The sequence below is a fragment of the Methylobrevis albus genome (assembly GCF_015904235.1).
GTDB lineage: Bacteria > Pseudomonadota > Alphaproteobacteria > Rhizobiales > Pleomorphomonadaceae > Methylobrevis_A > Methylobrevis_A albus.
The window spans coordinates 88,757-110,776 of record NZ_JADZLT010000043.1; the positions used below are offsets into that span (position 1 = coordinate 88,757).

Consider the following 22,020-nt stretch of genomic DNA (forward strand, 5'->3'; position numbering starts at 1 on the left):
GTCGCATCGGCCGTCCGCCCCCCGACGACGGCCGTCAAACCCGCTCGATCACCGTCGCCGTGCCCATGCCGGCGCCGATGCACAGCGTCACCAGGGCGACGTTGAGGTCGCGGGCTTCCAGTTCGTCGAGCACCGTGCCGAGGATCATCGCCCCGGTGGCCCCCAGCGGATGGCCGAGGGCGATCGCGCCACCGGCGACGTTCACCTTGGCCGGGTCGGTGCCGAAATGCTGCATGAAGCGCAGCACCACGGCGGCGAACGCCTCGTTGACCTCGAAGAGGTCGATGTCGGCGAGTGTCATGCCGGTGCGCTTCAGGAGCTTCTCGGTGACGTCGACCGGCCCGGTCAGCATCAGCGCCGGATCGGAGCCGATGCTGGCAAAGCCGCGGATGCGGGCGCGCGGCTTCAGCCCGGCCGCCTCGCCGGCGGCGCGCGAGCCGAGCAGCACCGCGGCGGCGCCGTCGACGATGCCGGACGAGTTGCCGGCGTGGTGCACGTGGTCGACGTATTCCACCTCCGGGTGGGCGTCGATCGCCACGGCGTCGAAGCCGCCCATCTCGCCGTACATCGCGAACGCCGGCCGCAGCGCCGCGAGGCTCTGCATGTTGGTCTCGGGGCGCATGTGTTCGTCGTGGTCGAGGATGACGAGGCCGTTGACGTCGCGCACCGGCTCCACCGAGCGGGCAAAGCGCCCCTCGCTCCAGCTCGCCGCGGCGCGGCGCTGGCTCTCGGCGGCATAGGCGTCGACGTCGTCGCGCGAAAATCCGTATTTGGTGGCGATCAGGTCGGCCGACACGCCCTGCGGCATGAACCACGACGGCAGCGCCACGGCGGGGTCGACCGGCCAGGCGCCGCCCGAGGCGCCGAGGCCGACGCGGCTCATCGATTCGACGCCGCCCGCCACCACCATGTCGCTCTGGCCGGCGATCACCTGCGCCGCGCCGGCGTTGACCGCGTCGAGCCCGGAGGCGCAGAAGCGGTTGATCTGCATGCCGGGCACCTGCTCGCCATAGCCGGCGACGAACACCGCCGCCCGGGCGATGTTGCCCCCCGCCTCGCCGACCGGATCGACGCAGCCGAGGATGACGTCGTCGACCAGCGCCGTGTCGAGATGATTGCGCGCCGCGAGCGCGCTGAGCGGCGCGGCGGCGAGCTTCACCGAACTCACCTCGCGCAGCGCCCCGTCCCGGCGGCCGCGGCCGCGCGGGGTGCGGACGTGGTCGTAGATGAAAGCCTCGGCCATCGCCATTCTCCTTGCGGCGCCCCTTGCGGCGGCGGCCGCGGGGCGCTCAGAACAGGTCCGCCGGCAGCGCCATCGTCGATGCGGCGCCGGCTTCGATCCGTGTGCGGCGCAGCGCCGTCTCGGGCAGCAGCCGCTCCATGAAGAAGCGGCCGGTGTCGAGCTTCGCAGCCAGGAAGGCCGGATCGCCCTCGCCGCGGGCGAGCTTTTCCGCCGCCGTCTCGGCCATCCGCGCCCACATCCAGCCCATCGCCGTCAGGCCGAAGAGATGGATATAGTCACTCGCGCCGGCGCCCGCGTTGTCGGGCGCCTTCATCGCGTTGGCCATGAACCACATCGTCGCGCGCTCGAGATCCCCGGCGGCACGCCCGAGCGGCGCGACGAACGGGGCGAGCGCGGCGTCCCCCGACCGTGCCCCGACATAGTCCTTCAATTCCTTGAAGAACCCGATAACGGCCCGCCCGCCGTCTTTGCCGAGCTTGCGCCCGACGAGGTCGAGCGCCTGGATGCCGTTGGTGCCCTCGTAGATCATGGTGATGCGCGCATCGCGCACGAACTGCTCGACGCCGTTGCCGGCGATGTAGCCGTGCCCGCCGTAGACCTGCTGCGCCATCACCGCCGCCTCGAAGCCGCGGTCGGTCAGCACCGCCTTGGCGACCGGCGTCAAGAGGCCGAGCAGGTCGGCGGCGCGGGCCGCCACGGCCGGATCGGCGGAGCGCCGGCTGATGTCGGACTGCAGCGCGCCCCACAGCATCAGCGCCCGGCCGCCCTCGGTGAAGGCGCGCATCGTCATCAGCATGCGGCGCACGTCCGGATGCACGACGATCGGGTCGGCGCCCGCGGCGGGCTCGGCCGCGCCGCCGAGCGCCCGGCCCTGGCGCCGCTCGCGGGCATAGGCGGCGGCGTTCTGGCCCGCGACCTCGCCGAGCGCGAGGCCCTGGCCGGCGACGCCGAGCCGGGCTTCGTTCATCATGGTGAACATCGCCTTGAGGCCGGCGCCGGGCGTTCCGACCAGCCAGCCCGTCGCGCCCTCGTAGAGCATCGTGCAGGTGGCGTTGCCGTGGATGCCCATCTTGGCTTCGATGCCGCCGCAGGTGACGGCGTTGCGCTGCCCCGGCCGACCGTCCGCGCCCGGGATGAACTTCGGCACCACGAACAGCGACAGCCCGCGCGTGCCGGCGACGGCGCCGTCGATGCGGGCGAGCACGAGGTGGACGATGTTCTCGGCGAGGTCGTGCTCGCCGGCGGAAATGAACGACTTCTCGCCATGGAGCGCATAGCTGCCGTCGTCGTTCGCCGCGGCGCGGGTGCGCAGCAGGCCGAGGTCGGTGCCGCAGTGCGGCTCGGTGAGGTTCATCGTGCCCGTCCAGCTGCCGTCGACGAGGCGCGGCAGGTAGAGCGCGCGCTGGGCCTCGCTGCCGTGCTCCGCCAGCGCCGAGATCGCGCTCTGGGTCAGGCCGGGATAGAGGCTGAAGGCGAGGTTGGCGCCCGAGGCGAATTCGTTGATGAGGCTCGCCAGCACATAGGGCAGGCCGAGGCCGCCATAGGCGGGGTCGGCGGCGATGCCGATCACGCCGGTGGCGCGGTAGCGGGCATAGGCCTCGCGAAAGCCGGCCGGCGTCGCGACGCTGCCGTCGGCCCCGCGCCGGCAGCCCTCGGCGTCGCCGCGCTGGTTGAGCGGCTGCAGCACCTCGTCCGCGAACCGCCCCGCTTCGGAGAGAACGGCCGTGACCACGTCGGGCGTCGCCTCGGCAAAGCCCGGCAGCTCGGCATGGTCCGCAAGGCGCAGCACATCGTTGACGATGAAGAGGCTGTCGGCGACCGGCGCCCGGTAACTCGGCATGGCGACCCTTCCTGCCTGCTGGTCCCGTGGTCCGCACGACGCAGCGCCGTCGATGCTATCGTCGGGGCTTAACGTTTGCGTAAAGGGAATATGGCGCGCGCAGGGCGTTTGTCGAGCGCTGCCGAGGGGGGGCGAGGCGCGGGCAGGGGCGGCGCGTCAGCCCGCCGCCTGTTCCTTTTCCTTCAGCAGCCCGCCGACGACCGACACCGTGCGCCGGAGTTCGGTGAGTGCCTGCTCGATGTCCTTCTTCTGGCGCTCGAGCAGCGCAATCTGCTCGTTGAACTTGCCGAGCGCCACCTTGAGCTGCATCACCTGGCCGTCGCGCAAATCGTAGAGATCGAGCATATCCTTGATTTCGTTCAAGGAAAAGCCGACTCGTTTGCCCATCAGCACCAGCTTCAGCCGCGCCCGGTCGCGCCGCGTGTAGAGCCGGTTCAGCCCGTCGCGCTGCGGCGTGATCAGGTCCTTGTCCTCGTAGAAGCGCAGTGTGCGCAGCGTCACGCCGAATTCGCGCGCGAGGTCGCCGATGGTGAAGAGGTTGGAGCGCCCGGTGTCGTCGCCGTCGGGGGCGAAGTCGTCCGCGGCGATGGCCGAGGCCTGGGCGATCGACTGTTTGTCCTGCGCCACGCGCCGCTCCGCCAATGATCTGTGAGGTGAGTATCCTGCTTAGCTTACGTTTGCGTCAACGTCCAGTCGGCAGCATGTCGCAGCGCGGATCGCGACACGGCCCTAACGAAAGATTCATTCTGGTTACCGAAGCATGAGTTGTGCAGGCGGTCGTTTACTTCCCGTTTACCGTATTTGGTGAAAATGCCGGTGAACGGGACGAATCCGACCCTGCTCCCCTCCTTCGCCGGCGCACCGGCCGGGATCGCGGCAGCGGCAAGTCGGGCGCCGGGCGACGCGTGACCGAGTTGCAAAGGCGCGGACAGCGCCGGGTGAACCCCGGGATGCGCCGCGAAGAGGGGATGGCGGACCGATCACGGCCCCGCCGGCCATACGGGAGAGACCAGCATGACCTCGCGATCGGCGCCGCGACAGGATACCGTGGCCGGTGACATCCGCCGGGAAGCCGAGCGTGCCGCCGCGGCCGCGGGGCTCACCGTCGACGAGTGGCTGACCCGCCTGATCCGCAGCAATGCGGGCGACGCCCCGGGGGCACAGCCGGCGCCGCAGGCCGCGGCCCGGCCGGCCGCCAAAGCCGAGGCGCCCGTCGCCCCCGCGCCGGCCCAAGCCCCGGCCCAGGCCGCCGCTGCGGGACCGGACGGCCAGCCGATCGGCCGCATCATCGATTCCCTCGACCGCCTCGGCGACCGCATCCGCGCGCTTTCGACCAACGATCGCGGCGCGCGCCAGCCGCACCTCGCCGCCGTCGCCGACAATCGCAGCCGCGACCTGCAGAAGGCGATCGAGGAAATCACCGCCCAGCGCGACCAGATCGAGCGCGCCGCCGCCGAGCGCCGCCGCGCCGCGCCGCCGCATCTGCAGCCGGTGCCGTCGCCGGCGCCGCTGCGCGCCGAAGCGCCCCGACCGGAGCCCGTGCGGCCCGAGCCGGTCCGTTCCGAACCTGTCCGCGCCGAGGCCTCCCGGTCCGCCCGCCCCGAGGCCCCGCGCGCCGAAGCACCCCGCGCCGAGGCGCCGCGCGCGCCGGCGCCGCGTGCCGAGCCCGCCCCCGAGGCCCGTCCCGTGGCCGCTGCCGCGCCGGCCCCGGTCGCCGCGCCGCCCGCGGTCGACACCGCCGCCTTCGACCGCCTCGCCGCGCGGCTCGATGCCCGCATCGACGGCCTGACCGCCGCGATCCCGCCGCGCGAGCATTTCGAGATCGTGCGCGAGGAGATCTCCAGGCTGCGCGACGCCGTGGCGGCAAACGCTACCAAGCCGGCCCTCGCCGGCCTCACCCGGTCCTACGACCTGCTGGTCGAGCGGCTCGACGCGGTCGGCGGCCGCGAGCCGGACTCCGGCCTCGTCACCGAGCTCGTCGGCCAGATGGCCGAGGTGCGCGACCTGCTCGCCGCGATTCCGGGCGAAAGCCATCACCGCCTGCTCACCGCGCGGCTCGACGAACTCGCCGCCCGTGTGGAGGCGATCGCTGCCGCCCCCGGCGACCAGGGCGTCGCCGTGCTCGAGGGGCAGCTCGCCCAGCTCGCCCGCGCCGTCGCCGGGCTCGATCCCTCGCGCCTTGTCACCAGCGTCGAGTCCCGCCTCGACACCGTCGCGTCGCGGCTCAACCAGATCGAAGGCCAGATGTCGCGGCTCGACGTGCTGCCGCAGGTCGCGCGCCGCCTCGAGACCCAGGGGGAGCGGCTCGAGGACCTCGGCCGTCGCTTCGACGCCTTGCCGCAGCTCCTGCGCGAGATCGACGCCCGCCTCGCCCCGGTCGAGGCGCTGCCCGGCGCGCTCGCCCAGGATATCGAGACGCTGAAGCTCGACGTGCGCGGCGATCTCGCCGAACTCTCGGATCGCCTCGGCCCGGTCGAGGCGCTGCCGGAGACGCTTTCGCGCGATCTCGACGCCATGAAGCAGGACGTCCGTATCGACATCGCCGCGCTCGCCCAGCGCTTCGCCCCGGTCGAGGCCCTGCCGGCGACGATCGCCCGCGACATCGACGGCGTGCGCGAGGACATCGGCACGCTGGCGCAGCGCCTCGCGCCGATCGAGAACCTGCCGCACGCCGTTGCCCGCGAGGTCGACGCGGTGCGCCGCGATGTCCGCGAGGACATCGGCGCCGTGCTCGCCCGCATCGACGACATGGGCGAGCGCCTCGCCGGCCTCGACGTCTCGGCGATCGACGCCGGTGTCGTCGCCGCCCTCGACGGCCGCTTCACCGAACTCGCCGCCCAGATCGACGGCCTCGGCGACGACGCCGACAGCGAGATGCTGGCCGCGCTGGAACTGCGCATCGCGGCGCTCGCCGAGCGCATGGAAACCCGCCTTTCGGCGATCGACCGCAGCACCGGCGCCGCCTTCGAGGCGCTCGGCCGCCAGATCGACACCCGCGCCATGGCCGGTGATCCGGGCACCGGGCTGCAGCTCGCCGAACTCGGGCGCAAGCTCGACAGCCTCGCCAACCAGCCGCTCGCCGGCCTCGACGGCGGCGCGCTCGCCGGCATCGAGGTGCGGCTCGAGGAGATCGGCGCCCGCATCGGCTCGATCGAAGCCGTCCACGGTGGGCCGCTCGGCGGCGCGCCGTCGGCCGACCTCGCCGACGCGATCGGCCGCATCGAGGACGCGATCACCGCGCTCGCCGACCACGCCGGCGCGGCCCGCCCCGACGAGATGGCCGAAGTCGCCCGCGCGATCGACGGCCTCCGCCGCGACCTCGCCGACCTCGCCTCGCCGTCGCTGGATGGCCTCGAGGCCGAAATCCGCCAGATCGCCGGCCGCCTCGACATGCTCGCCGCCGGCGGCCCGGCCCCGGCGACCCTCGGCGCCGAGATCGAGGCGCGCATCGAGCGCCTCGTTGACCGCATCGACAGCCAGTCGCGCGACGACGACCGCCTCGCGGCGGCACTGCGCAGCGTCGAGCAGACGATCGCCACCGCCCTCGATACGGGCGACATGGCCCAGGCCGCCGCCCGGGCGGCCGTCGCCGCCTTCGACGAGCGCGAGGGATCGGCCGTCGCCGGCGCGATCCGTGGCCTCGGCCGGGACCTCGAGAACCTGCAGCGCGAGATCCAGGAGTCGCGCCAGCGCGATCTCACGCTGCTCGACAGCATGAACGACATCCTGCAGAGCGTCTCGGGCCTGTCCGGGCTCTCCAGCCTGGCGGCAGCCCCGTCCCGCGCGGTGGCCGCCCCGGCGCCGGCGCCCCGCGTCGCCGACGAGGAGACTTGGCGCGAGATCGAGCGCAGCCTCGCGGCCGGCCTCGCCGGCGCGCAGCCGCCGCCGCAGCCGTCCCGTCCCGCCGCCGCCGCCCCTGGCCCGAGCATCCTCGACGACCTGATCGCGCCGCGCCAGGGCGCCGGCCGCAAGGCGCCGCCTTCGGCGGAGGCGCCGCTCGACCTCGGCGAGGCCGGCGACAGCTTCGACGCCGACCTGCCGCTCGAGCCGGGCAGCGGCAAGCCGCGCGTCGCCCGTCCCGCCGGCGGCACGCCGCAGGTGCGCGCCGAACGCCGGACGCCGACGCCGCCCGCGCCGCAGCCCGAGCCGGCGCCCGCCGCGGCCCCCGCCCCGGCGCACGGCAAGACCGACTTCATCGCCGCGGCCCGCCGCGCCGCCCAGCAGGCGGCGAGCGAGCAGGCCGCCGTCGTCACCCCGCCGGCGGCGCCGGTCGCCGAGGAGCCGAAGGCGGAGCGCGCCGGCCTGCGCGGCTTCCTCGCCGCGCATCGCCGCCAGATCCTGATGGCCGCCGCCGCGCTGGTGCTGACCCTCGGCGTCGTCCGCGTCGTCGGCTGGACCCTCGGCGACGACCGCATCGGCGGGCCGGCGACGGCCGCGACCGAAGCGACCACCAGCGAGGCCGCCGACGCTCCCGCCCCGGCGAACACGGCCGAGGTGACGCCGCCGGCGGCCGAGACCGACGACGAGCCCGGCTTCGACATCGTCGCCGCCCCGGAGGCGACCGGCGGCAATGCCGCGAGCTTCGGGCCGAACGCGACCTCGCTGCCGGCCGGCAGCTTTGCCCCGCCCGCCGCCCCGCCCACCACGACACCGGCCGACGTCGAGGCGGACGCCGCAGCGACGACCGCCGACGCCGAGCCGGCGACCGGACCGGCCGTCGCCCAGGACGCCGCGCCCGAGACCGTCAGCCTCGGCACCGCCGCGACCGAGCCCGGCACGCCCGACGCCGACCCCGCGCGCATCGCCGCCCCCCTGCCGCCGGCCGCCATCGGCGCGCCGGCCCTGCGCGAGGCCGCCGCCGCCGGCGATCCCGCGGCCCAGTTCGAGGTCGCCGCCCGGCTCGTCGAGGGCCGCGGCATCGTGCAGGACGTCGCCGGTGCCGCCGTCTGGTACGAGCGCGCCGCCGAGGCCGGGCTCGCCCCGGCGCAGTACCGGCTCGGCAGTCTCTATGAGAAGGGCCAGGGCGTGCCGCGCGATGCCAAGCGCGCCGCCGCCTGGTACGAGCGCGCCGCCGAGGCCGGCAACGCCAAGGCGATGCACAACCTCGCCGTCATGCACACCGAGGGCAGCCTCGGGGATCCGGACTACACCACGGCTGCGGAATGGTTCACGGCCGCCGCCGACCTCGGCGTGCGCGACAGCCAGTACAACCTCGGCATCCTGCACGCCCGCGGCCTCGGCGTGACCCGCGATCTCGCGAGCTCCTACAAGTGGTTCGCCATCGCCGGTGCCGCCGGCGACGCGGATGCCGCCAAGAAGCGCGAGGACATCGAGCAGGCGCTCGACAGCGACAGCCTCGCCCGGGCCCGGCTCGCCGTCGAGACTTGGAAGCCGAAGCCGCTCAGCGCGGCGGCGAACGAGGTCGAGATCGCCAACCCGGCCTGGATGCTGCCGCCGGCGAGCGTCGCGGCGTCCGACGGCGATCTCATCGCAAGAGCCCAGGCGCTGCTCGCCGCCCAGGGCTTCAGCCCCGGGCCGGCCGACGGCAAGATGGGCCGGCGGACGCGCGACGCCATCGTCGCGTTCCAGAAGCAGCGCGGCCTGCCGGAGACCGGCGTCGCCGACGCGGCCCTCGTCGCGGCGCTGGCCGAACGCGCCATCTGAACCGCAGCCGATCAACCATGATCCGAATTGCGCCCCGCCGCCGGGTTGACCCGCGGCGGGGCGACGTCTTTAACGAAGTCTTACCGGCGGACCTGCAATCCTACTGGCCGACACCAGCCGGAGGCGGCATTGGACGTTTACCTGCCGATCGCGGAAATCCCGATGAACCTGTTCCTGCTGCTCGCGATGGGCGGGGCGGTGGGGTTCATCTCGGGCCTGTTCGGCGTCGGCGGCGGCTTCCTGCTGACGCCGCTGCTGATCTTCTCCGGCATTCCCGCCGCGGTAGCGGTCGCCACCGTGTCGAGCCAGATCGTCGCCTCCTCGGCGTCCGGCGCCGCCGCCTACATCCGCCGCCAGGCGATCGACTTCAAGCTCGCCGGCTTCCTCACATTTTCCGGCCTGTTCGGCTCGGCGGCCGGCGTCTGGCTGTTCTCGATACTGCGCCAGCTCGGCCAGCTCGACCTGATGCTGGCGCTCGCCTACGTCGTCTTCCTCGGCACCGTCGGCGCGCTGATGCTGCAGGAGGCGGTGCGCTCGATGATCGCCATCCGCCGCGGCAAGCGCGAGGCGCCGCGCCGGCCGGGGCAGCACAACTGGGTGCACGGCCTGCCGCTGAAGGTGCGCTTCCGCCGCTCGCGGCTCTACATCTCGGCGCTGCCCATCGTGGCACTCGGGGCGGCGATCGGCTTCCTCGGCGCGATCCTCGGCATCGGCGGCGGCTTCCTGATGGTGCCGGCGCTGATCTATCTCCTGCGCGTGCCGACCGCGATGGTGGTCGGCACCACGCTGATGCAGACCATCGGCACCATGGCCTTCGCCACCATCATGCACGCCGGGACCAACTATTCGGTCGACGCCGTGCTCGGCCTCGCGCTGATGGTCGGAGGGGTGATCGGGGCGCAGTTCGGCGCGCGCGTCGGCCAGCGGCTGCGCGGCGAGACGCTGCGCGCGCTGCTCGGCCTGCTGGTGCTCTCGGTCGGCGTGCGCTTCGCGGTCAACCTGATCGTGACGCCCTCGGAGCCCTATTCGCTCACCACCTTCGGAGGGGCGGGGCTGTGACCGCGCGCCGCCTCGTCCCGGTCCTCCTCGGCCTGCTGCTCGCCGTCGTCGCGCTGCCGCGGACCGCCCCGGCCGAACAGCTCGTCACCGCGATCTCGACCGACCTCGTCTCGATCTCGTCGAACTTCAACGGCTCGCAGATCGTGTTCTTCGGCTCGATCGAGCGCGACAGCCAGTCGGTGTCGCGGCCGGCGCAATACGAGATCGCCGTCGCCGTGTTCGGCCCGCCGACCAACGTGGTCGCCCGGCGCAAGGTGCGCACGTTCGGTCTGTGGATCAACCGCGAGGCCGAGGCGTTCGAGGAGGTGCCGTCGTTCTACGCCCTGCTCACCACCTCGCCGCTCGGCGACATCGTCGGCGAACCGATCCGGCAGCGCCGCGGCCTCGGCTTCCGGGCGATCGTCGACGAGAGCCAGGCCGACGACCGCATCCGCCCGCCGCGCTTCGAGGCGGCATTCCTGCGGCTGATGCAGGCGCAGGGCCGCTATTCGGAGGTGCCCGGCGCGGTGGAGTTCCTGAGCCCGACGCTGTTTCGCGCCAACCTCGTGCTGCCGCCGAACGTGCCGCTCGGCACCTTCGACGTGCGCGTGTTCCTGTTCCGCGACGGCGTGCAGCTGTCGCAGGCGAGCGAGCAGCTCACCATCGCCAAGGTCGGCTTCGAGCAGGCGATGACCACCTTCTCGCGCGAGCACGGCCTGCTCTACGGCCTCGCCACCGTGCTGATGGCGACGCTGACCGGCTGGCTGGCGAGCGTGATCTTCCGCCGCGACTGACGAGGGCGCGACCGCCCGGGATCTCGGTGAAAGATCAGGCGCGCCGCGCCGCGCAGTCCGCCGCGACCATCGCCTTGTAGAGCCCGCGGATCTTCTGAAACATCGGCCCCGGCACGCCGGCGCCGACCGCGCGGCCGTCGATCTTCACCACCGGCGTCTGCGCCCCGAAAGTGCCGGTGACGAACGCCTCGTCGGCGCCGTAGGTGTCGACCAGCGAATAGTTGCGCTCGAACACCGGGATGCCGGCCGTCTTGCAGACCTCGATCACCTTGCGCCGCGTGATGCCGTTCATGCAGTAGTCGCCGGTCGAGGTCCACACCTCGCCCTTGCGCACGATGAAGAAGTTGGTCGAGTTCGTCGTGTTGACGAAGCCGTGCGGGTCGAGCATCAGCGCCTCGTCGCCGCCGGCCTTCAGGGCGTGGATCAGCGCCAGGATGCAGTTGAGCTTCGAGTGCGAGTTGAGCTTCGGATCCTGCGTCACCGGCAGGCCGCGATAGATCGGCACCGTGACGAGGTTGAGGCCCTTGGCGATCGTCGCCGGGCTCGGCTCCTTCCACTCGGCGATGATGACGATGGTCGAGCCGAACACGCTGAGCCGCGGATCCTGGAAAGGCGCCTTCTTGCGCCCGCGCGTCACCATCAGGCGGATGTGGACGCCGTCCTCCATGCCGTTGGCGCGGACGGTGTCGTAGAGCGCGCCGATCAGCGCCTCCCGCGTCAGGCCGATGTCGAGGTCGATGGCGTAGGCGGCTTCAAAGAGCCGGTCGAGGTGGTCGTCGAGGAAGGCGAACACGCCGCCGTGCAGCCGGATGCCCTCCCAGACGCCGTCGCCCATCATGAAGCCGGAATCATAGACCGAGACCACGGCCTGGTCGCGCGGCACCAGCTTGCCGTCGACGTAGATGAAGACGCCGGCGTTGCGCGGATCCTCGGCGCTGTCGTGGGTGCTGACGCCGTGGGCGGGGCCAAGGACAGGATCGTCGTTCATCGCGGAGGGCTCCTCGGGGGGGCGCGGGTGGGCGAAGGGTCCCGCGCACCGAAGGCCGCCGCCGATGCGGCGAGGTCCGTCAGGGCCGGATCACGCCCTTGCGCAGGATGATGTTGCCATAGAGCCGGCGCTCGCCGGAGGCAACCACCGCGAAGGCGGCGCGGACCCGGTCGTAGAAGGCGAGGCCGACCAGCGGCACCGGCGCGAACCCCGGCTCACGCCGCGCGATCGTCGTGGCGAACTCGGCGAAGATCGGCTCCGCGCGGTCCGGATCCCCGCCCGCCGCCGGCCGGAACGCCGCCGCGGGCACGAAATCGTCGAGCGGCAGCAGCGACAGCACGGCATCGAGCAGGGTGACGGCGTCGTGGCCGTCCATGCGGATCAGCCGGCGCGCGTCGGTGACGGCCGGGTAGTTCGCATCGACGATCGCGATCTCGTCGCCGTGGCCCATCGCGCGCAGGGCGGCGAGCAACTCGGGGCCGAGGATGGGATCGATGCCCTTCAGCATCACTTGGTCTCCTTGAAGAGAATTTCCCGGTCGCGGGCATAGGTTTCGAGCAGCGGCAGGCTGGCGGCGCCGATGGCGCGCGCCTCCGAGCCGACGGTGCCTTCCTCGACCTCCGCCGGGGTCAGGCCGCTCCAGTTGAGCCGGGGCAGCTTGGCGCCGAGTTCCGCGACGAGGCGGGCGCGGATGCGGGCGGGGAAGCCGCCGTCGATCACCACCGCCTCGAAGTCGACCACCGAGAGGGCGGCGACGATGGCGACGGCGAGATGGTCGCCGACCTCGGCGAGCCAGGCGGCGACGTGCGGCTCGATCTCGTCCCAGCGGTCGGGGGTCTGCCAGATCAGCATGGGGTCGAGCCCCGCCGCCTCGAGCCGGCGCTCGAGGGCGGCGAGCGAGGCGGCGTGGATCAGTTGCGCCGGGGCCGCGCCGGCCACCGCCGGCAGCACCGGCATCGAGCCGAGCGCGCCGGCGTTGCCGCTGCGCCCCGGATAGAGGCTGCCGCCGAGCACGACGCCGCCGCCGATGAAATAGCCGACGAAGACGTAGAGGAAATCGGTGCGGTGTTTCGGGTTGCCGAACACGAGTTCCGCCGCGCAGGCCGCCGTCGCGTCGTTGCAGAGCACGACGGGGTAGGGCGATACGGCGGCGATCTCGGCATGGATGTCGATGCCGCGCCAGAGCGCCAGCAGGTCGCGCGGCGCCGCCGCCTCGGTCTCCCAGTTCCAGAGCTCGAACGGCGAGGCGACGCCGAGCCCGGTGACCCGCGCCGCCAGCGCCGGCGGCAGCTCCGCCACGATGGCGGCGACGCCCATGGCGACGAAGTCGCAGACGGCGCGCGGCGTCGGGTAGATGTAGGTGGTGCGTTGCAGCCGGCGGACCCGGCCGAGGAAATCGATCAGCACGAGGTCCATGCTGCGCCGGCCGATCTTGAGGCCCAGCGACAGCGCCCCGTCGGGGTCGAGCGAGAACGGCACCGACGGCTGCCCGACCCGGCCGCGTTGCGGTTCGCCCTCGAGCACGAGGCCGTCGGCGGACAACTGGCGCATGATCAGGGTGATGGTCTGGGCCGAGAGGCCGGTGAGCCGGGCGATCTCGGCCTTGGGCAGCGCGCCGTGCCGGCGGATCAGCGCCAGCACCAGCCGCTCGTTGTAGAGGCGAACGCCGCTCTGGTTGGTGCCGCGGCTGAGGTCGCCCGCGCGCAGGCCGCTCGCGCCGCCTGCACCGGCCCCGACCGGCGCGATCGTGGCGGCGGAGGCAATGTCTGCCGGCTTCATGGACGTCACCATCCTCCCCCTCGGCGGGTCGTGCGGCGGGATCGCAGGCTCGTTCGAAGCCCGAATCCTCAACCGCGTCCTTGTTCTAGGGCCTCGCGCGGCGCTTTGGAATTGGCGCCGCGGGGCCGGGATCGTCGTCCTGCCGAAGCGTGAGGATGCGCCCGAGCCAAGTGCCGGTCAATAACTAAATCCATTCGATTTAAGTATTGACAGCCGCCGATGATCGGGGGATCGTGGCCGCCGATGACGAGGAAGGGAGCGGCGCCACGGAGAGGGTGGCACCGGTCCTGTCATCGGCCGGCGGCGGCATCCGAGGAGGTTCGGACCGCGCCGTAACGAACAATGCCCGGGAGGATTCCATGTCGAAATCTGTTCGCGTCCTGAAGTCGACCGTCGCCGCCGTGTTCGCGCTCGGCGTGCTGGGCGCTTCGCCCGCATTCGCCGAAGACGTCATCATCGGCCTCGTGACCAAGACCAACACCAACCCGTTCTTCGTGAAGATGAAGGAAGGCGCCGAGGCCAAGGCCAAGGAACTCGGCGTCGAGCTGCGCTCGTTCGCCGGCAAGTTCGACGGCGACAGCGAATCGCAGGTCGCGGCGATCGAGAGCCTGATCTCGGCCGGTGCCAAGGGCATCCTGATCACCGCCTCCGACACCGCCGGCATCGTGCCGACCGTGCAGAAGGCGCGTGACGCCGGCATCCTGGTGATCGCCCTCGACACCCCGCTGGAGCCGATCGACTCCGCCGACGCCACCTTCGCCACCGACAACTTCAAGGCCGGCGAACTGATCGGCCAGTGGGCCAAGGCGACGCTCGGCGACGCCTCCGCCGACGCCCGCATCGCGCTGCTCGACCTCTCGACCGACCAGGTCACCGTCGACGTCGGCCGCGACCAGGGCTTCCTGCAGGGCTTCGGCATCGACCTCGTCGACCCGAAGCGCATGGGCGACGAAACCGACGAGCGCATCGTCGGCAACGACGTCACGGCGGGCTCGGAAGAGGGCGGCCGCACCGCGATGGAAAACCTGATGCAGAAGGATCCGTCGATCAACGTCGTCTACACGATCAACGAGCCGGCCGCCGCCGGCGCCTATGAGGCGCTGAAGGCCGTCGGCGCCGAAGCCAACGTCACCCTGGTGTCGGTCGACGGCGGTTGCCCGGGCGTCAAGAACGTCGCCGACGGCGTGATCGGCGCCACCTCGATGCAGTTCCCGCTGCTGATGGCCTCGATGGGCGTCGAGGCCGTGGTCGAATTCGCGAAGTCCGGCGCCAAGCCGGCCGCGACCCCGGGCCTCGACTTCTTCAACACCGGCGTCGAGCTCGTCACCGACAAGCCGGCCGAGGGCATCCCCTCGATCACCTCGGAAGAGGCGCTGGCGAAGTGCTGGGGCTGAGGATCACGTCTCCCGTCTGACATGACGGCCGCCGGCGCCTGCTTTTCGCGGGCGCCGGCCGCCACCCGGCTGCCGACGGATCGACCCGCATCGGCTATGATCCTCCGCGCGGCGCCGGACATCCTTTGAGGCCGGCGGGCCGGCGGACCTTGCGCGACCGACGATGCCGTCCGCATCGCGCACGTTCCAGACCGAATGACAGGATGAAAGCAACGAAGCGCAGGCTTCGGCAGTGGCGGGAGGTGCCCCGCCGCGCGGGAGACCTGCAAGCTCGAGGGGAGCGAGGCGATGACCTCCACTGAAGACCCGTCCCAGACCGCGTCTGGCGCCGTGCCGCCGAAGCGCGAGATGCAGGACTTCGAGAAGGTGCTCGAGAAGAGTGCGACCAGCGTCGCGAACTTCGAGGAGGACCGGCTGTCGCCGCTGAAGCGGTTCCACCACTTCCTGCACGCCTATCCGACCGCCGCCCCGGCGCTGGTGCTCGGCCTCGCGGTGATCGGCTTCGCGCTGGTCGCCGGCGACCGCTTCCTGACCCCGTTCAACCTGTCGCTGGTGCTGCAGCAGGTGACGATCATCGGCATCATCGGCGTCGCCCAGACACTGATCATTCTCACGGCCGGCATCGACCTCTCGGTCGGCGCCATCATGGTGCTGTCGTCGGTGGTGATGGGCAAGCTCGCGATCACCGCCGGCCTGCCGGTGCCGCTCGCCTTCGGCGCCGGCATCATCACCGGCATGCTCTGCGGCCTGATCAACGGCATCCTCGTCACGCTGGTGCGGCTGCCGCCGTTCATCGTCACGCTCGGCACCTGGAGCATCTTCTTCGCGCTGAACCTCTGGTACTCGGGCAGCCAGACCATCCGCTCGCAGGAGATCGCCGCCAATGCCGGCTTCCTGCAGTTCCTCGGCACGCCGATCGACGTTATGGGAGCGCGCATCACCTACGGCACGGTGATGATGATCCTGCTGTTCTGCATCATCTGGTACGCGCTCAACCGCACCGCCTGGGGCCGCCACGTCTACGCCGTCGGCGACGATCCCGACGCGGCGCGGCTGTCGGGCATCAATTCGAGCCGCATCCTGCTCTCGGTCTACATCGTCGCCGGCCTGATCTGCGCCATCGGCGGCTGGGCCCTGATCGGCCGCATCGGCTCGATCAGCCCGCAGGCCGGCCAGACCGCCAACCTCGATTCGATCACCGCCGTGGTGATCGGCGGCACCAGCCTGTTCGGCGGCCGCGGCTCGATCTTCGGCACGCTGATCGGCGCGCTGATCGTCGGCATCTTCCGCAACGGCCTCGCGCTCTCGGGCGTCGACGTGCTCTGGCAGGAATTCACCATCGGCCTGCTCATCATCGTGGCCGTCGGCATCGACCAGTGGATCAGAAAGGTTTCGTCATGACCGCCGCCGTCAAGCCGATCCTCGAGGCGCACGGGCTCGTCAAGCGCTACGGCCGCGTCACCGCCATCGACCACGCCGAGTTCGAGCTCTATCCCGGTGAGATCCTCGCCGTGATCGGCGACAACGGCGCGGGCAAGTCGTCGCTGATCAAGGCGCTGACCGGGGCGCTCATCCCCGACGCCGGCGAGATCCTGCTCGACGGCAAGCCGATCCAGTTCCGCTCGCCGATGGAAGCGCGCGAAGCCGGCATCGAGACCGTCTACCAGCAGCTCGCGCTGTCGCCGGCCCTCTCGATCGCCGACAACCTGTTCCTCGGCCGCGAGAAGGTGAAGCCGGGCATCCTCGGCAGCGTCTTCCGCATGCTCGACCGCAAGGCGATGCAGGCGGAGGCGCGCGCCAAGCTCTCCGAACTCGGCCTGCTGACGATCCAGAACATCAACCAGGCGGTGGAGACGCTGTCCGGCGGCCAGCGCCAGGGCGTCGCGGTCGCCCGCGCCGCCGCCTTCGGCAGCCGCATCGTCTTTCTCGACGAACCGACCGCTGCCCTCGGCGTCAAGGAATCGCGCCGTGTGCTGGAACTGATGCTCGACGTGAAGCGGCGCGGCATGCCGATCGTGCTGATCAGCCACAACATGCCGCACGTCTTCGAGGTCGCCGACCGCATCCACATCCACCGCCTCGGCAAGCGCATCGCCGTGATCGACCCGCGCCAGTACTCGATGTCCGACGCGGTGGCGATCATGACCGGCGCGATGCCGCCGCCGGGCATGCAGGTCGCCGCCTGACGGACGGCCGCTGGCCGCGGATCGGCCGGCCCCGCATCACGCTGGGCAGGGCATTGTGATCGACGGCGGCCTCCGGGCCGCCGTTTCTCCATCGGCGACGCGCGTTGCCGCAGTTTCGCCGTGCGTGCGGGAGAGGTTGATTTTACGGCGCATTCGCCGCAACACTGCAAAAAACGCTGCCCGTGCCGCCGGCCGTTGCCGCGGCCCGCGAACGGCAGCCCGAGGCGCCGCGTGATCACCCAGAAGGCCAAATACGGTTTCAAGGCGCTGCTGCATCTCGCGCGCGCGACGCCGGACGACCCCGCCCGCATCGAGGACGTCGCCGACGCCACCGGCATCCCGCGCAAATTCCTCGAGACCATCCTGCTCGGCCTGAAGAACGACGGCCTGATCGCCAGCCGCCGCGGCCGCTACGGCGGCTACACGCTGATCAAGGACCCGGCGACGATCTCGATCGGCCACGTGCTGCGCATCCTCGACGGCCCCATCGCGCCGCTGCCCTGCCTCTCGAAGACCGCCTACCGCCGCTGCCCCGACTGCGACGACGAACGCAGCTGCGCCATCCGCAAGACCTTCGGCGACATCTACGCCGGCATCCTGCTGGCGATGGAGGGCGTGACGCTGGCCGACATGCTGCGGGATTCGCGGCTCGAGGGACGGATCGCGCTGCTGGCGGCCGGCGAGGTCGTCGCGCCGGTGTGAGGCGAGGCGCTTTGCCGTGGGGCTCCCCCCTCCCTGTCCCTCCCCCGCTGCGCAGGAGAGGGGACGATGGGCGAGAGGGTTTTCGCACAACGAAGATTGCGCCGAACCGACACGATAGTGATCGAGGCGCCTTGTCCTCCTGAGTCCCCTCTCCTGCGAAGCGGGGGAGGGACAGGGAGGGGGAGCCCCGCGGCAAGGCTTCGCCAAAACTCGCAATTCCGTTCCGCCGCACCCGCACCCTCGCCACCATGCTGCGGCATTCGGCGTGTACAATGCTGCTCGCGCGCAATAATTTTCTAATTCCGCGCCAAACACTGCACTTGGCTTCGTTGTCCAAGTCCACCTATCATGTAGAGATTACGGTATTGAAACCGGGGAGCCCGACGATGACTCTGACCCGACCGATCGACCGTATTGTCCGCCGCCTCGCCGTTGCCGCTCTCTCCGGCGCTGTGGCGCTCGGGGCGCTGGCCGGCACCGCCGCCGCCGCCGACGTGACGCTGCTCAACGTCTCCTACGATCCGACGCGCGAGCTCTACCGCGAGTACAACGAGGCGTTCACGGCCTACTGGAAGGAAAAGACCGGCGACACCGTCACGATCAACACGACGCACGGCGGCTCCGGCTCGCAGGCGCGCACCGTGATCGACGGCCTGCCAGCCGACGTCGTGACGCTGGCGCTCGCCGCCGACATCGAGGCGATCGCCGAACGCTCCGGCAAGCTACCGGTCGACTGGCAGTCGCGCCTCGACAACAACTCCTCGCCCTACACCTCGACGATCGTGTTCCTCGTCCGCAAGGGCAACCCGAAGGGCATCACCGACTGGGGTGACCTTGTGAAGGACGGCGTCGAGGTCATCACGCCGAACCCGAAGACCTCCGGTGGCGCCCGCTGGAACTACCTCGCGGCCTGGGCCTACGGTCTCGAGCACAACGGCAACGACCAGGAGAAGGCGAAGGCCTTCGTCGCCGAGATCTACAAGCACGTCCCCGTGCTCGACACCGGCGCCCGCGGCTCCACCACCACCTTCGTCCAGCGCGGCCTCGGCGACGTGCTGCTCGCCTGGGAGAACGAGGCCTTCCTCGCGCTCGAGGAACTCGGCCCTGACCAGTTCGACATCGTCGTGCCGTCGCTGTCGATCCTCGCCGAACCGCCGGTGGCGCTGGTCGACAAGAACGTCGAGGCGAACGGCACCCGCGAGGTGGCGCAGGGCTATCTCGACTATCTCTACTCCGACGTCGGCCAGAAGCTCGCCGCCAAGCACTTCTACCGCCCGTCGAAGCCCGAGCTCGCCGATCCGGCCGACCTCGAGCGCTTCCCGGACCTGAAGCTCATCAAGCTCGGTGACGTTTTCGGCACCTGGAAGGACGTGCAGCAGACCCACTTTGCCGACGGCGGCGTCTTCGACCAGATCTATACCTCGCCCTGAGCTGTTGCCTCGACCGCGATGAACTGACAGACCGTCGGCGGCGACCGGATGCTGGATCCGGCCGCCGCCGACGCGCACATGAACGACAAGGGGCCGCATGCCGAGCGCAACGTTCAGGACGCCGAGCGTCATACCGGGTTTCCGCCTCGCCTTCGGCTTCACGATCGCCTATCTGGCGGTGATCGTGCTGATCCCGATCGCCGGGCTCTACGTCCAGACCTTCACGCTCGACTGGGCCGAACTCTGGCGCATCCTCACCGATCGCCGCCTGCTGGCGGCGCTGCAGCTCAGCTTCGGCCTGTCGCTGCTGGCAGCCGCCTTCAACGTCGTGTTCGGCCTCGTCGTCGCCTGGGTGCTGACCCGCTACAGCTTCCCCGGCCGGCGCATCCTCGACGCCGCCATCGACCTGCCGTTCGCGCTGCCCACCGCGGTGGCCGGCATCGCGCTCACCGCGATCTACGCCCCGAACGGCATCATCGGCCAGTGGCTCGCGCCCTACGGCATCCGCATCGCCTATACCCAGGCCGGCATCTTCATCGCCCTCGTCTTCATCGGCCTGCCGTTCATCGTCCGCACCGTCCAGCCGGTGCTGGAGCAACTCGACCGCGAGGTCGAGGAGGCCTCCGCGACCCTCGGCGCCAGCCGGCTGCGCACCATCTTCCAGGTCGTGCTGCCGACGCTGGCCCCCGCGACGATCACCGGCTTCGCCCTCGCCTTCGCCCGCGCGGTCGGCGAATACGGCTCGGTGATCTTCATCGCCGGCAACCTGCCGGGAAAGACGGAAATCCTGCCGCTGCTCATCGTCATCCGGCTCGAAGAGTACAACTACGCCGGCGCCGCCGCGATCGCGGCGATCATGCTGACGCTGTCCTTCGTCATCCTCGTCTTCGTCAACATCGTGCACGCCTGGAGCCAGCGGAGGTTCGGTCATGGTTGATACAGCCCCCGCCGTGGCGCCGTCGCTGGCGGCCGTCCCCCCGTCGCGCCGTGTCGCGCCGACCACCGAACCGCGCCTCGTGCGCGGCGTACTGATCGCGATCACCGCGACCTTCCTCTCGGTGTTCCTGCTGTTCCCGCTCGGCGTCGTCTTCGTCGAGGCGTTCCGCAACGGCACCGCCGGCTTCCTGTCGGCGCTCGCCGATCCGCAGGCGCAGTCGGCGATCCGGCTGACGCTGCTGGTCGCCGCCATCGCCGTGCCGTGCAACATCGTCTTCGGCGTCGCCGCGGCCTGGGCCGTGGCGAAGTTCGAGTTCCGCGGCAAGACGCTGCTCGTCTCGCTGATCGACCTGCCGTTCTCGGTCTCGCCGGTCGTCGCCGGCCTCGTCTACGTGCTGCTGCTCGGCTCGAACACGCTGATCGGCGGCTGGCTTCAGGAGAGCTTCGGCCTGCGCGTCATCTTCGCGGTGCCCGGCATCGTGCTCGCGACGATCTTCGTCACCTTCCCCTTCGTCGCCCGCGAGCTGATCCCGCTCATGGAGCAGCAGGGCAACGGTGACGAGGAGGCGGCGCTGTCGCTCGGGGCGAGCGGCCTGCAGACCTTCTGGCGCACCACGCTGCCGAACGTGAAGTGGGCGCTGCTCTACGGCGTGCTGCTCTGCAACGCCCGCGCGATGGGCGAGTTCGGCGCCGTCGCCGTGCTGTCGGGCAAGCTGCGCGGCCAGACCGTGACCATGCCGCTGCACATCGAACTCGCCTACAACGAATATGCTTCGGTCTCCGCCTTCTCGGTCGCGGCCCTCCTCGCCGGCCTCGCCCTCGTCACGCTGGTCGTGAAGACCTTCCTCGAGTGGAAATACGCCGACCACATCGCCGGCACCGGCCGCCACTGAAGTCTCTCGGGACGCCCAACGGATATCATCATCATGCAACTCGACATCCGCGACATCGCCAAGGACTTCGGCGCCACCGCCGCCCTCCACGGCGTCGACCTCACCATCCGCTCCGGCGAACTGATCGCCCTGCTCGGGCCCTCCGGCTCGGGCAAGACGACGCTGCTGCGCATCATCGCCGGGCTCGAGTTCCCGACCCGCGGCCAGGTGTTCTTCGGCCCCGACGACGCCTCGCACCGCAGCGTGCAGGAGCGCAACGTCGGCTTCGTGTTCCAGCACTACGCCCTGTTCCGGCACATGACGGTCTACGACAACATCGCCTTCGGTCTGCGCGTGCGCCCCTCGGCGACCCGGCCTGGCGAGGCGGAGATCCGCAAGAAGGTCGAGACGCTGCTCGACCTCGTGCAACTGCCCGAATATGGCAAGCGCTTTCCGGCGCAGCTCTCCGGCGGCCAGCGCCAGCGCATCGCGCTCGCCCGCGCGCTCGCGATCGAGCCGAAGGTGCTGCTGCTCGACGAGCCGTTCGGCGCGCTCGACGCCCGCGTGCGCAAGGATCTGCGCCGCTGGCTGCGCGAACTGCACGACCGCACCGGCCACACCACCGTCTTCGTCACCCACGACCAGGACGAGGCGATGGAACTCGCCGATCGCGTCGTGGTGATGAGCCAGGGCCGCATCGAGCAGCTCGGTACCCCCGACGACATCTACGACCGCCCGGCGACGCCCTTCGTCTACGACTTCATCGGCGAGGCCTTCCGGGTGCCGGTCGAGGTGTCGGGCGGCGCGGTGCTGTTCGAGGGCAACCGCCTCGACCTCCCCGCCCAGGGCGTGCGCGACGGCCGCGCCACGCTGTTCGTGCGCCCCGAGAACGTCAGCCTCGCCCCGCCGGCCGACGGCCTGCTGCCGGCGCAGGTCGAGATCCTGCGCCGGGCCGGCGCCCGCCGCCGCGCGGAAGTGGCGCTCGGCGCCGGCGCCATCCGCATCGAGGCCGACTACGGTGCCGGTGTCGAGGTCGCCCTGAAGCAGCCGGTCGGGGTCGCAATCCGCGAGGCGGGCATCTTTCCCGCCGCCTGATCGTTGCACTGCGGGAACGTCTGCGCCGCTTTCCGGTTGATCCGTCGCGCCGGGGTCCG

At 71.3% G+C, this 22,020-nt stretch carries 17 protein-coding genes; 11 read left to right on the plus strand and 6 right to left on the minus strand.

Annotation, left to right across the window (positions count from 1 at the left end):
- Positions 1–34 precede the first annotated feature (34 nt).
- The 3 genes from I5731_RS06370 to I5731_RS06380 all read right to left on the minus strand — a co-directional run bounded on the left by I5731_RS06370 (position 35) and on the right by I5731_RS06380 (position 3,671).
- A complete protein-coding gene (locus I5731_RS06370; protein WP_197310536.1) occupies positions 35–1,243 on the minus strand; it encodes an acetyl-CoA C-acetyltransferase in 1,209 nt (402 codons plus the stop codon).
- A 46-nt stretch (positions 1,244–1,289) separates the two neighbouring features.
- Positions 1,290–3,083, minus strand: a complete 1,794-nt coding sequence (locus I5731_RS06375; protein ID WP_197310537.1) for an acyl-CoA dehydrogenase C-terminal domain-containing protein — start codon at positions 3,081–3,083, stop codon at positions 1,290–1,292.
- 156 nt (positions 3,084–3,239) lie between these two features.
- Positions 3,240–3,671 carry a MerR family transcriptional regulator gene (locus I5731_RS06380; protein ID WP_328838309.1) on the minus strand — a complete coding sequence of 144 codons (432 nt, stop codon included), beginning with the start codon at positions 3,669–3,671 and terminating at the stop codon, positions 3,240–3,242.
- A 426-nt stretch (positions 3,672–4,097) separates the two neighbouring features.
- Here I5731_RS06380 and I5731_RS06385 point away from each other — a divergent pair, with 426 nt between their 5' ends.
- From I5731_RS06385 to I5731_RS06395, 3 genes are all read left to right on the plus strand, one after another.
- Positions 4,098–8,747 (plus strand): peptidoglycan-binding protein, encoded by a 4,650-nt coding sequence (locus tag I5731_RS06385; RefSeq protein WP_197310538.1) that lies wholly within the window; start codon positions 4,098–4,100, stop codon positions 8,745–8,747.
- A 129-nt stretch (positions 8,748–8,876) separates the two neighbouring features.
- Positions 8,877–9,806, plus strand: a complete 930-nt coding sequence (locus I5731_RS06390; protein WP_197310539.1) for a sulfite exporter TauE/SafE family protein — start codon at positions 8,877–8,879, stop codon at positions 9,804–9,806.
- Positions 9,803–10,579, plus strand: a complete 777-nt coding sequence (locus I5731_RS06395) for a TIGR02186 family protein (RefSeq protein WP_197310540.1) — start codon at positions 9,803–9,805, stop codon at positions 10,577–10,579. Before I5731_RS06390 ends, I5731_RS06395 begins: the two co-directional genes overlap by 4 nt.
- A gap of 34 nt (positions 10,580–10,613) precedes the next feature.
- Here I5731_RS06395 and I5731_RS06400 read toward each other — a convergent pair whose 3' ends face one another.
- The 3 genes from I5731_RS06400 to I5731_RS06410 form a co-directional block, all read right to left on the minus strand.
- Positions 10,614–11,567: an aminotransferase class IV gene (locus I5731_RS06400; protein WP_197310541.1), complete on the minus strand. Its 954-nt coding sequence runs from the start codon at positions 11,565–11,567 to the stop codon at positions 10,614–10,616.
- A gap of 79 nt (positions 11,568–11,646) precedes the next feature.
- Positions 11,647–12,075: an RbsD/FucU family protein gene (locus I5731_RS06405; RefSeq protein WP_197310542.1), complete on the minus strand. Its 429-nt coding sequence runs from the start codon at positions 12,073–12,075 to the stop codon at positions 11,647–11,649.
- Positions 12,075–13,346, minus strand: coding sequence for an ROK family transcriptional regulator (locus tag I5731_RS06410; RefSeq protein ID WP_197310543.1), 1,272 nt, complete (start codon positions 13,344–13,346; stop codon positions 12,075–12,077). The genes I5731_RS06405 and I5731_RS06410 overlap by 1 nt, the downstream gene beginning before the upstream one ends.
- A 359-nt stretch (positions 13,347–13,705) precedes the next feature.
- On the opposite strand from I5731_RS06410, the gene I5731_RS06415 reads away from it, so the two are divergent.
- From I5731_RS06415 to I5731_RS06450, 8 genes are all read left to right on the plus strand, one after another.
- On the plus strand, positions 13,706–14,740 hold the full coding sequence (locus I5731_RS06415) for a sugar ABC transporter substrate-binding protein (protein WP_197310544.1): 1,035 nt from the start codon (positions 13,706–13,708) through the stop codon (positions 14,738–14,740).
- Positions 14,741–15,088: 348 nt separating this feature from the next.
- On the plus strand, positions 15,089–16,141 hold the full coding sequence (locus tag I5731_RS06420; protein ID WP_197310593.1) for an ABC transporter permease: 1,053 nt from the start codon (positions 15,089–15,091) through the stop codon (positions 16,139–16,141).
- The gene (locus I5731_RS06425; RefSeq protein WP_197310545.1) at positions 16,138–16,926 is read left to right on the plus strand and encodes an ATP-binding cassette domain-containing protein; all 789 of its coding nucleotides are present in this window, start codon (positions 16,138–16,140) and stop codon (positions 16,924–16,926) included. Before I5731_RS06420 ends, I5731_RS06425 begins: the two co-directional genes overlap by 4 nt.
- A 231-nt stretch (positions 16,927–17,157) precedes the next feature.
- Positions 17,158–17,628, plus strand: a complete 471-nt coding sequence (locus I5731_RS06430) for an RrF2 family transcriptional regulator (RefSeq protein WP_197310546.1) — start codon at positions 17,158–17,160, stop codon at positions 17,626–17,628.
- Between the two features lie 386 nt (positions 17,629–18,014).
- Positions 18,015–19,058 carry a sulfate ABC transporter substrate-binding protein gene (locus I5731_RS06435; RefSeq protein WP_197310547.1) on the plus strand — a complete coding sequence of 348 codons (1,044 nt, stop codon included), beginning with the start codon at positions 18,015–18,017 and terminating at the stop codon, positions 19,056–19,058.
- Positions 19,059–19,155: 97 nt separating this feature from the next.
- Positions 19,156–19,995, plus strand: coding sequence for a sulfate ABC transporter permease subunit CysT (cysT, locus tag I5731_RS06440; RefSeq protein WP_197310548.1), 840 nt, complete (start codon positions 19,156–19,158; stop codon positions 19,993–19,995).
- Positions 19,988–20,887 (plus strand): sulfate ABC transporter permease subunit CysW, encoded by a 900-nt coding sequence (cysW, locus tag I5731_RS06445; RefSeq protein WP_197310549.1) that lies wholly within the window; start codon positions 19,988–19,990, stop codon positions 20,885–20,887. The genes cysT and cysW overlap by 8 nt, the downstream gene beginning before the upstream one ends.
- Before the next feature lie 33 nt (positions 20,888–20,920).
- Positions 20,921–21,961 carry a sulfate/molybdate ABC transporter ATP-binding protein gene (locus I5731_RS06450; RefSeq protein ID WP_197310550.1) on the plus strand — a complete coding sequence of 347 codons (1,041 nt, stop codon included), beginning with the start codon at positions 20,921–20,923 and terminating at the stop codon, positions 21,959–21,961.
- The last annotated feature ends 59 nt before the right edge of the window (positions 21,962–22,020 follow it).

Coding starts and splice junctions, on each gene's coding strand:
- cysW (WP_197310549.1), top strand. CDS start 19,988: ATGGTTGATACAGCCCCCGCCGTGGCGCCGTCGCTGGCGGCCGTCCCC.
- I5731_RS06420 (WP_197310593.1), top strand. CDS start 15,089: ATGCAGGACTTCGAGAAGGTGCTCGAGAAGAGTGCGACCAGCGTCGCG.
- I5731_RS06410 (WP_197310543.1), bottom strand. CDS start 13,346: ATGAAGCCGGCAGACATTGCCTCCGCCGCCACGATCGCGCCGGTCGGG.
- I5731_RS06375 (WP_197310537.1), bottom strand. CDS start 3,083: ATGCCGAGTTACCGGGCGCCGGTCGCCGACAGCCTCTTCATCGTCAAC.
- I5731_RS06385 (WP_197310538.1), top strand. CDS start 4,098: ATGACCTCGCGATCGGCGCCGCGACAGGATACCGTGGCCGGTGACATC.
- I5731_RS06425 (WP_197310545.1), top strand. CDS start 16,138: ATGACCGCCGCCGTCAAGCCGATCCTCGAGGCGCACGGGCTCGTCAAG.
- I5731_RS06450 (WP_197310550.1), top strand. CDS start 20,921: ATGCAACTCGACATCCGCGACATCGCCAAGGACTTCGGCGCCACCGCC.
- I5731_RS06435 (WP_197310547.1), top strand. CDS start 18,015: ATGACTCTGACCCGACCGATCGACCGTATTGTCCGCCGCCTCGCCGTT.
- cysT (WP_197310548.1), top strand. CDS start 19,156: ATGCCGAGCGCAACGTTCAGGACGCCGAGCGTCATACCGGGTTTCCGC.
- I5731_RS06370 (WP_197310536.1), bottom strand. CDS start 1,243: ATGGCCGAGGCTTTCATCTACGACCACGTCCGCACCCCGCGCGGCCGC.
- I5731_RS06405 (WP_197310542.1), bottom strand. CDS start 12,075: ATGCTGAAGGGCATCGATCCCATCCTCGGCCCCGAGTTGCTCGCCGCC.
- I5731_RS06415 (WP_197310544.1), top strand. CDS start 13,706: ATGTCGAAATCTGTTCGCGTCCTGAAGTCGACCGTCGCCGCCGTGTTC.
- I5731_RS06400 (WP_197310541.1), bottom strand. CDS start 11,567: ATGAACGACGATCCTGTCCTTGGCCCCGCCCACGGCGTCAGCACCCAC.